The sequence below is a fragment of the Methanosarcina sp. genome (assembly GCF_035390745.1).
Classification (GTDB): domain Archaea; phylum Halobacteriota; class Methanosarcinia; order Methanosarcinales; family Methanosarcinaceae; genus Methanosarcina.
Genome location: NZ_DAOOUJ010000080.1, coordinates 1 through 11,661, shown reverse-complemented (window position 1 = coordinate 11,661; position 11,661 = coordinate 1). Strand labels below are relative to the sequence as shown.

Annotated in this window: 10 protein-coding genes; 9 read left to right on the top strand and 1 reads right to left on the bottom strand. The window is 39.7% G+C overall.

What is annotated here, in order from left to right:
- Positions 1–119: 119 nt before the first annotated feature.
- Positions 120–485 (bottom strand): response regulator, encoded by a 366-nt coding sequence (locus PLL47_RS13470; protein WP_324446939.1) that lies wholly within the window; start codon positions 483–485, stop codon positions 120–122.
- A 1,221-nt stretch (positions 486–1,706) separates the two neighbouring features.
- On the opposite strand from PLL47_RS13470, the gene PLL47_RS13465 reads away from it, so the two are divergent.
- From PLL47_RS13465 to PLL47_RS13425, 9 genes are all read left to right on the top strand, one after another.
- Positions 1,707–2,096, top strand: coding sequence for a response regulator (locus PLL47_RS13465; RefSeq protein WP_324446937.1), 390 nt, complete (start codon positions 1,707–1,709; stop codon positions 2,094–2,096).
- Between the two features lie 252 nt (positions 2,097–2,348).
- Complete coding sequence (locus tag PLL47_RS13460; protein WP_324446935.1) at positions 2,349–4,418, top strand: methyl-accepting chemotaxis protein; 2,070 nt, start codon at positions 2,349–2,351, stop codon at positions 4,416–4,418.
- A gap of 109 nt (positions 4,419–4,527) precedes the next feature.
- Positions 4,528–5,076: a chemotaxis protein CheW gene (locus PLL47_RS13455; protein ID WP_324446933.1), complete on the top strand. Its 549-nt coding sequence runs from the start codon at positions 4,528–4,530 to the stop codon at positions 5,074–5,076.
- Between the two features lie 120 nt (positions 5,077–5,196).
- Complete coding sequence (locus tag PLL47_RS13450) at positions 5,197–6,510, top strand: GntP family permease (RefSeq protein ID WP_324446931.1); 1,314 nt, start codon at positions 5,197–5,199, stop codon at positions 6,508–6,510.
- Positions 6,511–6,646: 136 nt separating this feature from the next.
- Positions 6,647–7,096: a metal-dependent transcriptional regulator gene (locus tag PLL47_RS13445; RefSeq protein WP_324446929.1), complete on the top strand. Its 450-nt coding sequence runs from the start codon at positions 6,647–6,649 to the stop codon at positions 7,094–7,096.
- Between the two features lie 233 nt (positions 7,097–7,329).
- Positions 7,330–8,280, top strand: coding sequence for a metal ABC transporter solute-binding protein, Zn/Mn family (locus tag PLL47_RS13440; RefSeq protein ID WP_324446927.1), 951 nt, complete (start codon positions 7,330–7,332; stop codon positions 8,278–8,280).
- Positions 8,281–8,373: 93 nt separating this feature from the next.
- A complete protein-coding gene (locus PLL47_RS13435; RefSeq protein WP_324446925.1) occupies positions 8,374–9,138 on the top strand; it encodes a metal ABC transporter ATP-binding protein in 765 nt (254 codons plus the stop codon).
- Positions 9,139–9,180: 42 nt separating this feature from the next.
- On the top strand, positions 9,181–10,005 hold the full coding sequence (locus PLL47_RS13430) for a metal ABC transporter permease (RefSeq protein WP_324446923.1): 825 nt from the start codon (positions 9,181–9,183) through the stop codon (positions 10,003–10,005).
- 648 nt (positions 10,006–10,653) lie between these two features.
- Positions 10,654–11,109 carry a hypothetical protein gene (locus tag PLL47_RS13425; protein ID WP_324446921.1) on the top strand — a complete coding sequence of 152 codons (456 nt, stop codon included), beginning with the start codon at positions 10,654–10,656 and terminating at the stop codon, positions 11,107–11,109.
- Positions 11,110–11,661 lie beyond the last annotated feature (552 nt).

Sequence of the window (11,661 nt, the reverse complement as noted above, 5' to 3'; positions counted from 1 at the left end):
AAAAACAAGAGGAAAAGGGTAGAGATAATTTTACAGAAAAAGTGGCACACTGCCGGTTTAATTCAGGTTTAATTCAGGTTTAATTCAGGTTTAAAATTCAATTTGTTTAGCTGGCAAGATTAATTTGGTTCGGCAATTTTTCTAATTACATCAAGCATATTATCTGGCTCAAAAGGTTTTACTATAAAACCCATAGCACCGATTTTCATAGATTCGGTTATCAGAGCCTGCTGTCCAAGAGAAGAACACATTACTACTTTTGCATCAGGGTCCATTAAAAGAAGCTTTTGCAATGCTTCCTTACCGTCCATATCTGGCATTATTATATCCATTAGCACAAGGTCAGGTTTTACCTCCAGATATGTCTGAACTGCTTCTTCTCCATCACCTACCTCGGCAACCACTTCATGTCCGTGTTTTAGAAGGATGTCTCTAATTACCATTCGCATAAATTCGGCATCGTCCACGATCATTACTCTTGCCATAAATACACCTTCTTTATTTCTGCGAAGTAAGTGAAAATATCCTGTATGCGATATTACCTGTCACTTCAGACACAGAGCTTTTTAGAAGTGTTCTGACCCCATTTTATCTTTTGAAACACTAAATTAATTCAGTTTAATCGTGTGTTTAATCGTGCCAGGTTCGTAGTACTTTTTCTTTTCGTTCGTAATTACTTTCTTTTCGTTCGTAGTACTTTTTCTTTTCGTTCGTAATTACTTTCTTTTCGTTCGTAATTACTTTCTTTTCGTTCGTAATTACTTTCTTTTCGTTCGTAATTACTTTTTCTTTTTATTCTTCAACAGCTGTTTTATCATCCGAGGATTATGTCAAAAATATCAACTGAGAGAACTTCTTTTAAAACTGAGAATGTCTATAAGTTATAATCGAAGAATTCCTGTTGAGGCAGTGACCGAAGGTTCCGTTGAAACTTCAATCAGTGAATTCCTGGAGAAGATACGGGTTAATAAAAGCTGTTAACGCAAGTTTTTCTGCTCATATAAGTCTTTCTTCTTAAGATGAAAAAATATATGCGAGATCAGCTATATTAAACTTTTTTAATTATCTTTGTCAAATTTTATAGTTTTAAGTCTATCCCGGTTTTGACTTTTTGCATGTTAAAAGCCGTCTCTAAAAAAATAGCAAGTATTGGCAATTTTTACTTAAGTTTGCCAGGATATTTGCTGCATACAATAACTGTAAAAGGTTCAAGAATGCTTGTATTCATGTTTGATCCAGAATTAAGCTTTCTTTAATCTGTATTTCACTATAAACAAAACACTTTGTTTTCAAATTATATATTTAAATAGTGTTATATATTTTGACAAATAACTTTATATTCTACAGGAATTGATATTATCTTTATAAGTCGGGGAATTTACTGTCATTTGTTATAGCCAAACAAAAGATCAATAATGGAACTTCAACACTGGAACTAAATGTCTTCTTTTTGTCACTGAATTTATCCACTTGGTGTTAAAATTTAGTTGTTAGTGTTCGAACACCAACCTGTATTTTCCGGGATTAGTAATGATAATTTACTCCGTATAGTTAAGCCATCACATAATTAAGTCATTTGTCTGTTCTCGATAGTAAATATCGTTTCAAAAAATGCTCTATGTATAACGATGTCTCTGCAAGAACAGGTACCTCTGTAAGAATGATCTCATTCAGAGATTCTTCAAACAAATACAGGAGTTGATTGAATGCCTGAAATCCTGATTGTTGAGGATAACTTGCTTAACCTTGTTATTGTATCTGACCTTTTGAAATCCTGCGGATTTGATCCGAAGAAGGCAAAAAATGGCTTTGAAGCACTGGAAGTTCTCAGTAAAGTCAAAGTCGATCTTGTACTGATGGATATGGAACTTCCAAAAATGCACGGTTTAGAACTTCTTCAGCGGATAAAGTGCAATCCTGACACACGGGGCATAAAAGTGGTTGCCGTCACGGGACATTGTGATCCTGAAAGTAAACAGGAATTTCTTAAAGCCGGGTGCCATGCTGTTCTTTCCAAACCTATAAATTTTGATAGTTTTGGGTCGCAGGTTAAGGAGTTTCTCACAATAACAGAGCCTCATAATGGGTTTTCCTGAGTTAACACTTTTGGCAGGGGTAGTCTCGATGATGCCAAACTTTCGGTTCTCTCTCTATTTGAGGTTCTTACTCTTTTAATGAATCATAATATTTATGAATTCTTAAACAATCTATATTGAATAGTTGTTGGGAAATCTGGATAAAACCTTTTACAGACATATATCTCTGTCCTTTAACAGACCTGTATATAGTTCGATTGCAGGATAGAAAGGCTACAGAAGCTAAGAAACTGGAAGCGCGGGTGAAAAAAGATGTATAAAAGTACAAAAATAGGGCATGTGGTGATAGGGTTTGCACTGCTCCTTGTTTTGATCTTTTTTGTAGGGTATACGGGTTATCAGGGCATGAATGAGGTCGAGAAGAAGAGCCGGGCTATCCAGAATATGACTTTTATTATGAATAATATGCAGGACGCCCTGCAAGCTGAGGAAAGCTACATTATTCACGGTGATCCTGCTGACAAAAAAGAAGTTTATTCTTATCTAAGTCTTGTGCCCACACAGGCACAGATATCCAGAGAGATATACATTGGTTATCTTGATCCTGTAAATCGCGACCGGATGGATATCGTTCTCGCAGCTTCCAATAATTTCAGTGAAGCGTTTGACAGGTATGTTGAAGCAGATGACGAACAGGCAGAGGTCAGAAATAAGCTGGCTGTAGATAGTGAAATTCTAATAACAAAAACAGATGAGCTTTCTAAAAATCAGATGGTCCAGTACAGAGAGGAATTCGAGGCTGGCTATTCGAACGAATCCCTGGAGAAAAAACTCTCAAACGTTGAGAGTGCTCATCAGATCATTTTACTGACAATGAAAGCCCGAAACGAATATCTGAACTATACTATAAGTCCCGATAAGGAACATGCAGATAGCTTCAATGCATTTATGGATGACATTATTGAACTTTCTACAGACTTAAATGGGCGAATGGAAAGACCTGAAAATATTGCTATAGGCAAGGAAATACTTCAAAGTGCTGAAGACTTCCAGGCTGATTTTGAGCAGTTTAGGATTCTGGAAGAAAGAAAAGAGGCCGAAGAGAAAAATATGACAGCTATAGCTTCACAGGTTAGAAAAGTAGCTACAGATGCCCGTGCTGATCAGAAAGAAAAACTGGATACTCTGATCATGAACTCCATTAATAAGATCTTTCTTGTAAGCTTCCTTTCAATATCTATCGGTGCTTTACTTGTTTTTGTGATTTTGAATATCTACAGAAAGCCCATGTACGAACTGCTCGAAGCTGCTGATATGGTTTCAAAAGGAAACCTTGATGTCGATATTAAAGGCTCATCGAGGAGTGAGATTTCCCAGCTCTCAGAGGCTTTTAAAACAATGGTTGAAAACCTTCGCAGCTTGATCAAAGAAATTCAGGAAGGTTCACTTCACCTTGCAACACTTTCGGAAGAAATGTCTGCCTCTTCAGAAGAAGTGGCATCTGCATCAAGGAGAATTTCGGAAACCGCATCTGAAATCTCTAACGGAGCAGAGATTCAGAGTACAAAAATTGTTGATATAACTCATGCAATGCAGGATATGACCCACAATATCCAGGAAATTGCGGACAATACCCAGAAAGTATCAAAAAGTACAAATCTGGTAAATGAAACCGTTCATAATATAGGAAACGTTTCCAGAGATGTCCTGTTAAAGATGGGCCTTATCCGTTCTTCTGTTGATGAGACTGAAATTGTTATCAAGGAACTTGACTCAAAATCTCAACAAATCAATGAGATCATAACCCTGATAACCAGAATTGCAGATCAGACCAATATGCTTGCATTGAATGCCGCAATTGAAGCCGCACGCGCAGGGGAACACGGCAGAGGTTTCTCTGTGGTAGCTGATGAGGTCCGCAAACTTGCCGAAGAATCCGGAACTGCAGCTAAAAATATTTCCCGGCTGATTGATGAAATCAGGGAAAGTATCAGCAATACAGTTGAAAGCATAGAGGCAAGCAAAAAGAATGTGAAGAACGGCTCATTATCAGTGAGTGAAGAGGTAGAAATGGTTACCGGGATCGTCTCTACAATCAATGAAATCACAAATATGATAGAGGATGTAGCAGCTGCTACAGAAGAACAGTCAGCATCCATTGAAGAAATTACCTCGACCCTGGAAGACATCTCCTCTATATCGGAGCAGTCCGCTGCAGGAACGCAGGAAACGGCTGCAGCTCTGGAAGAACAGAGTGCCTCAATGTCTGAGCTTGCCAGCATGGCGAATGATCTCTCTTTGCTTGGGGAAAAGATGAAAAAAGCCACTGAAAAATTCAGGCTTGGTAATTCAAAAGGAGAACCAGAAAATATTACTGGATAAATTGGCTGGCTATATATGGTTAGTTTAGTTACTGGTTAAATAAGGTTGGCTAAAATAGCTGGCTAGATATGGCTGCTTAAAATCCTTAAATCGGTCCGGAGGAATTGATATGTTTGAGGAAAATGTAGAAAATAAAAGTTCGTCATCTTCCGAAGAACCTCTCAAGCTTGTGGTTTTTGAACTGTCTGGGGAAGAATTCGGTGTTGACATCATGCAGGTTTCCGAAATCATGTCGATTCCAAAAATCACCCGGGTTCCTCAGGCTCCTGAATGTGTAAAAGGACTGATTAACCTGCGGGGAAAAATTATCGTAGTAATAGATCTCAACAGGCGCCTTGGTTTCAGTCCCAGGGAACGTGACAGCCTGTCCAGAATTATTATAGTGGAGGTCGGGGACACGACAATCGGGATGCTTGTGAATTCCGTAAATGGGGTATTGAAACTGCCTCTTTCTTCTATAGAACCGACTCCGGATATGATTAAATCGAAAATTAATTCGGAATATCTGATCGGAGTTGGAAAAGCGGGGAACAGGCTTCTTATCCTCCTAAATCTTGCAAGAGTGCTTGGAGAAGAAGAGATTGATGAACTGAAACAGCTTTCGTCTTCCACTTCCACTTCCTCTTCTTCCGGGCAGCTTCCTGAGGAGAATGTCTGAAAGTTCAGGAACATCATCTGAATGTTGGGGATATAGTCTGAATGTGATAAGTAAGATCTGACTGATGAATATATTTTATTTCTATCATTTATTGTTCATTCTTCAGAGGAGCTTGGTTATATGCACCCTGTCCTTATTTTCCTTTTTGCTCTTGTAGCCATTCTGCTTCTTACAGCAAAATTCAGGCTGCACCCTTTCCTCAGTCTTATCTTTGTATCCCTTCTCACGGGAGTGCTTGCAGGAGAACCAGTGCGCACCATCGAAGCAGTAACTGGGGGACTGGGCAGCGTCTTTTCCCGTTTTGCCATTGTTATCACCAGTGGCAGTATCATTGGACTTTTGCTCCAGAAGACTGGTGGAATGTCTTTAATCGCGTCTGACATCATGCGCTTTTTCAAAAATCCCTTTCTTGCTTTAAATTTTCTTGGTTTTCTCTTTTCAGTGCCAACCATGTGCTATATTCTTGCCTATGTTATCTTTGTCCCGATAGCAAAAGAGCTGTCTTCAAGACTCAATAACCCTCCAGTTTCCACTGCAACTGCGCTTGCTCTTGGGGCAGTTGCCTCATTTAATCTTGTATATCCTTCCCCTGTTCTTATTTCGGCTGCAGAGGAACTTTCGGCAAACAAAGATACGCTTTTTCTTCTAGGGTTTCTTATTTCTGTTCCCACTTCTATTTCAGGTTATTTGTATGCCAGAAGACTGGGAAAGACTGAAGTCTCCATAACTTCTGAGAACAATACTCAGGGGCAATTACAGCCAGAATTTATAGAAACAGGTAAGGGGGCAGGGTTTACAAAAATAAGAAGGTTTGAAGCTTATTCCCCAATTTTTCTTCCTCTATTTCTCATTCTTTTCCAGGCTGGCTTCGATTACCCCTATCCTTTGTTTGTCTTTCTGGGAAACCCTAATGTTGCGCTGCTCATAGGAGTTCTCCTTTCCATTTTTTCCAGCAGGGTGCTGGGGTTTGAAATGATAAGGGTCCAGGTTGAAAAAGCCGTAAGGAGAAGTGGGGTTGTCCTGCTTGACCTGTGCGGAGGAGGAGCTCTTGGTGCAACTCTGGCCATGACAGGAGCAGGGGAAGCTCTCGGCAGGTTTTTCCTGCAGTTTGACTTTCCTCATATCCTTGTGCCTTTTCTTGTTGCAGCAGCTCTTCAGACAGTGCAGGGGTCAAGGGTTGTAACAATGCTTGTTGCACCGTCCCTTTTGCTCCCTCTTGTTCCGGAACTCGGGCTTCCTGCGGAAATATTAATACTTTCAATGGCTTCAGGCACTTTTGTGATTTCACACGTCAATGATCCTTTTTTCTGGATTTTCGGAGAACTGGCAGAACTCAAACCTTCCGAGGTTTTCAGGTCAAATACGCTTGGAGGGGTTCTTATGGGTGTTGTGAGCTTTCTGCTGGTCTCCGGAGTGTATGTTTTCTTTTACTGAGCTTTTTATATCCGTTTTTTTATGTCTGCTGGACTTCAATACTATCTGGTCATCTTAAATTTTGATATGCTACAAATATTGGTTTATGATTTGGCATATAACAAATAATAAATATCAGTTTTTTATATTTCTCTACATGAACGAGCAGAATTATCCTGAGTTCACAGGTCTTGAACTCTCCCCGAGGAAGGTGGATTACCTCAAATTTATTTTTGAAAAAAGAGGCACTGTAAAAACTACTGAGATTTCCTCCTGCCTGCAGGTCGACCCTTCAACAACGAGCAAGACCTTAAATGAACTTGCAGCTACCGGCTACCTGAATCACGTTCCTTACAGGGGGGTGGACCTGACAGAACTGGGAAAGGCTTATGCAGAATTTCTTGTCAGGAGACACAGGATTTTAAGCCTTCTTTTAACTCACTACGGCCTCTCGACAGAGGAAGCATGTGCCGAAGTTTCTCGTTTTGAAGCTTTTGTTTCAAGGGATTCTGTAAACAAAATCTGCAGCTCAATGGGCCATCCGATGGTTGGTGTCTGCGGAGAAATAAGCCACGAGAAATGTTTTCATGAGGAGCATCATCAATAATTCACAACACAGTAGAGCTTAGAAACTTCTTTGATTCTGTTCAAAGACAAATTTGTATATATGCCAAATTATTCTCTAAATATCTCTTTATTTTGGTGTATATCAAAATTATATTACTCGTATTAGCAATGTTAACTCGTAGCAATGTTAACTCATATTAGCAATGTTAGATACTTCAGAATAAAACTAACTGTATTAAAAAAATCAAAAATGAACAAAAAAGGAGTTTAATTATGAAATTGAAAATTATGTCTCTATTAGTTGTTTTGATTATTGGTCTGAGTATTTTTATCAGCGGATGTGCGGATTCAGAATACTCAGGGAATAATGAGGCAACAGGAAAGAAGGCCGCAGTCTCAGGGGCCGAAGAGCCCATAACAGTTGCCGTAAGCGTTGTCCCTCAGGCTGAGTTTGTAGAAAAAGTCGGAGGCGATAAAGTAAAAACCGTTGTTATAATCCCACCTGGAGCAGATCCGCATACATATGAACTTTCTCCAAAAGAAGTCCAGGAAATTAGCAAAGCCAGAATGCTGGTGACAGTGGGCGTCGGCATGCCTTTCGAGGATGTCTGGATTGAAAGTTTCGAATCCATGAATAGTGGTACTCTTATTGTAAACTGCTCCGAAGGAATTGAACTAAGAGAGCTAGAGGAACATGATCACGAAGGGGAGGAAGAAGAAATTGATGAGGATCACAGAGAACTGGACCCACATATATGGACATCCCCTGCAAACGTAAAGATAATGGTCGAAGATATTTATGAAGGGCTTGTAAAACTTGATCCCGAAAATGAAACTTATTATGCTCAGAATAGAGACGCTTACCTTGAAGAGCTGGATGCTCTGGATGCGAGGATCCGGGAAAAACTGAATGGAAGAGAGGGAAGCAGTTTCATGGTTTATCATCCTTCATGGGGCTATTTTGCCTCGGACTACGGACTTAATATGATTTCCGTTGAAATTGAAGGAAAAGAGCCGAGTGCACAGGATCTTAAGAAACTGGTAGATCTTGCAAAGGAAAAGGATGTCAAAGTTATCTTTGTCCAGGCTAACTTCAGTACGCGGAGTGCGGAAGTTTTAGCTCAGGAAATCGGAGGCGAAGTCGTGGCTGTTGATCCTCTTGCAAAGGATTACATTGCAAACATGGATAATGTATCAGATATCTTTGCCAGAAACCTTGTGTAAAATCGTGTTCAGGTTCTTGTTCAGGTTCTATATCTAAATATAAAAAGAACATAATTCGGGATAAGATAAAAACGATAATCTGAAGGAAAGGCAATGGAGAAGGTTATAGAGCTGAAGGATGTCTGGGTCCGTTATGGAACTCAGACGGTCCTTGAAGCCGTGAATCTGGAATTAAAAGAGGCTAATGGGCTACTCGGGGTAATTGGACCTAACGGAGGGGGAAAGACCACACTCCTTAAAGTGCTCCTCGGACTCCTGAAGCCTTGCAAAGGCAATGTGAAAATCTTTGGAAAGCCTCCGGAAAAAAGCAGAGACCTTGTAGGGTATGTCCCTCAGTACAGACGCTTTGATTTTGATTTTCCTATCAGCGTATGGGAAGTGGTTCTGACCGGCAGGATGAGCCATACTGGTTTTCTGAAAAAGTACAGCGAGGAAGACAAAAAAGCGGCTGAAGAAGCTCTGAGAACGGTGGAGATGTTCGAGCTTAAAGACAGGCAGATAGGCCAGCTCTCGGGCGGGCAGAGGCAGAGGGTTTTTATTGCCCGGGCTCTTGCCACAAACCCTAAACTTTTGCTTCTGGACGAGCCTAACTCAGGGCTTGATCCTCATATGCAGGATGAACTCTACAGGCTCCTGAACAAACTCAAGCAGGAAATGGCAATCATTATGGTAACACATGACCTGAGTGCAGTTTCTGTTTATGTTGACAGGATAGCCTGCCTGAACCGTACTCTTCATTACCATAATTCGAAAGAGATCCCGGTCGAAGACCTGGAAGCCACATACCAGTGTCCGGTTGAATTGATTGCTCACGGAGTACCCCATAGAGTGCTGGAGAGGCACAAAGGGAGTTCCTGAAGATCATTGGGTTTGAAAAACAGTCTATCAAGGAGAATAAAAATGTTTGATCTTCTTCAGTATACTTTTATTCAGAACGCCCTTATAGCTGCAATCCTTGCAAGTATTGCCTGCGGAATCATAGGTTCCTATGTTGTTGTTAAAAAGATTGTCTTCATCAGCGGAGGAATTGCTCATGCTTCTTTCGGAGGCATAGGGCTTGGATATTACCTTGGGATCAATCCCATGTTCGGTCTTCTTCCGTTCAGCCTCTTATCAGCGCTCGTTATGGGTACTGTAAGCAGGAAATCAAAAATCCCTGAAGACAGTGCAATAGGTATACTCTGGTCTCTAGGAATGGCTCTGGGAGTTATTTTTGTCTATCTTACTCCTGGATATGCCGCGGACCTTACGACCTACCTCTTTGGAAATATCCTTACGGTTCCACGTATAGACCTGTACCTGATGCTGGCTCTTGACATCATTATAGTGGGTTCAGTCTATCTGCTCTATAAGGAATTTCTCGCTTTATGTTTTGATGAAGAGTTTACGACTGTACAGGGCGTTCCCACAGAAAAACTCTACCTTTTCCTGCTCTGTATTATTGCCCTTACAATTGTTGTACTTATCAAAGTCGTGGGTATCATCCTCGTAATAGCCCTTTTAACAATTCCTGCCACTCTGAGCCGGAAATTTACCCACAACCTGAAGAAAATGATGCTCATCTCCACTGCATTCGGAACCGTGATCAGTGTCACAGGAATAGGTCTTTCCTATGCTCTTGATGTCCCGTCAGGAGCCACTATTATTCTGGTATTAAGCTTCGTATACGGGCTTGTAGCTGTCGGAATGGATATGTTCGAAGGAAGACTTTCTTTGAAAAGCTGAAAACAAGTTTTAAGCCTGTTAATCGAGGCTCAAAAACTATTTTTTCAGAAATTTATGTGGGGCAGGTGTGAATATAAAAGCTCAAATATTTATTCTATTATCTTCCAGTATCTAATGCATTTAAAAAGGTTTTCTGGAAGGATCGAATGTATATATCCATATAATTATATTTGTTTAGTTTTATTAAGACATAATTTTATATATAGTAACATGCAAGAAGCCTAATTATTGAATCAAGTTTATTTTGTGCAACTTCAGGATAAGGACTGTAAATAAGTGCCCATGAAGTAATTTAGCAATGGAAAAACGGAGTCCAAAATGGAATTCAAAAACGAAATCCAAAGACGGAGTCTAATGCTCCATGTGAAATGCCGTAAAGCCGCTTCTAGTGGGGAAGCGATAAGCTTGCAGAGCTTGAGGCAACCTGCGCAGGGCAGATATCACCTGGATGTACCTCAATTACTTCGATTACCTCAGTTACTTCGATTGATACACTTATGCCTATTTTATCATGCCAGACAGGCAAGTGTATCTGAAAGTTGCAGCTAAAAGGTAAATTACTGGTTCCATTTGTGCTAAACCATAACCAGATGATCCAACTATTTAATATAATATCAAAATTATAATACTTCCTACCAGGGTGATAAAATGGACCGCGATACAACCCAGGACCAGAATATTGAAGAAAACGAAACCTTTAACGGCGAAACCCTCAACCTTCCGAATATCCCTCTTCCGGAAACAGACAACGTGCTGTACTCAATACTGAATTCCCTAAATCAGAATATTGCAGACTTTTACACGTTTGTGAAATTTAACAGTTACCTCTCCGAAGACCACCTCAACGTTGAGCTGCTTAAAAGAAGCATGGGTATCCACAGAGACTTTGCAGCTCTTTTCTTGCACACCAAAGAGGAACTGATATTCACCTATCCGGAATTTATAGAAAAAATAGAAAAACTGCTGTTTAAAGGGGAAGTCGGCACCGACTGTATAAAATATACACATAAACTCTGTAGATCAATAAGTGATTATAAGATTGCTCTGCACAGAGAAGGTTATTTGCCGGACCTTAGAAGACAGCTGCCTCTAGTCGATATTTAATCATCTGGCATTTTACTTTTTTTATTCTTTTTTACCCATTCATCTTATACAATTTTTTGTCTCTCTGATTTTGATTTTTACTTTCAACTCTCTAAAATATCTGCGGTACCTCTAAAAGCTTATATTCGATTTTCAGTACATCCGCAGTCTTATATTCAGGGAAAGATATTTTGGCGACAAGGCATCTGTGAAAAAAACGGAATATAAAAAACGGTGTCTTGAAAAACAGTAGCCTGAAAAACGAAATATTTAAGAATCTTAGCCTAAAAAACGGAATCATCGAAAAACGGTAATTAAAAACGGTAATTAAAAACGGCATTTAAAAAACAGATGCCTGTTCTATTCAACGTTTGATCTTTTCAAAGTATTGTTCGCCTCCATGTTTTTGTCTCTCTTTTTGCTTTGTGATTCAGTTTTTCCAGTTTCAGATTTCTATCTCTCTTATCCAGGTTTATTCTGGGTTTAATTTGAATTCATTCCGAAAATAAACTATATTTCGCACTTTCCGCAGTAAAATTTCAGGATTTTATATTTTTGAAATCCTCCAATTAT

Excerpts from the sequence above, each read along its gene's own strand:
- PLL47_RS13470 (WP_324446939.1), bottom strand. The coding sequence starts at position 485 with ATGGCAAGAGTAATGATCGTGGACGATGCCGAATTTATGCGAATGGTA.
- PLL47_RS13465 (WP_324446937.1), top strand. The coding sequence starts at position 1,707 with ATGCCTGAAATCCTGATTGTTGAGGATAACTTGCTTAACCTTGTTATT.
- PLL47_RS13460 (WP_324446935.1), top strand. The coding sequence starts at position 2,349 with ATGTATAAAAGTACAAAAATAGGGCATGTGGTGATAGGGTTTGCACTG.
- PLL47_RS13455 (WP_324446933.1), top strand. The coding sequence starts at position 4,528 with ATGTTTGAGGAAAATGTAGAAAATAAAAGTTCGTCATCTTCCGAAGAA.
- PLL47_RS13450 (WP_324446931.1), top strand. The coding sequence starts at position 5,197 with ATGCACCCTGTCCTTATTTTCCTTTTTGCTCTTGTAGCCATTCTGCTT.
- PLL47_RS13445 (WP_324446929.1), top strand. The coding sequence starts at position 6,647 with ATGAACGAGCAGAATTATCCTGAGTTCACAGGTCTTGAACTCTCCCCG.
- PLL47_RS13440 (WP_324446927.1), top strand. The coding sequence starts at position 7,330 with ATGAAATTGAAAATTATGTCTCTATTAGTTGTTTTGATTATTGGTCTG.
- PLL47_RS13435 (WP_324446925.1), top strand. The coding sequence starts at position 8,374 with ATGGAGAAGGTTATAGAGCTGAAGGATGTCTGGGTCCGTTATGGAACT.
- PLL47_RS13430 (WP_324446923.1), top strand. The coding sequence starts at position 9,181 with ATGTTTGATCTTCTTCAGTATACTTTTATTCAGAACGCCCTTATAGCT.
- PLL47_RS13425 (WP_324446921.1), top strand. The coding sequence starts at position 10,654 with ATGGACCGCGATACAACCCAGGACCAGAATATTGAAGAAAACGAAACC.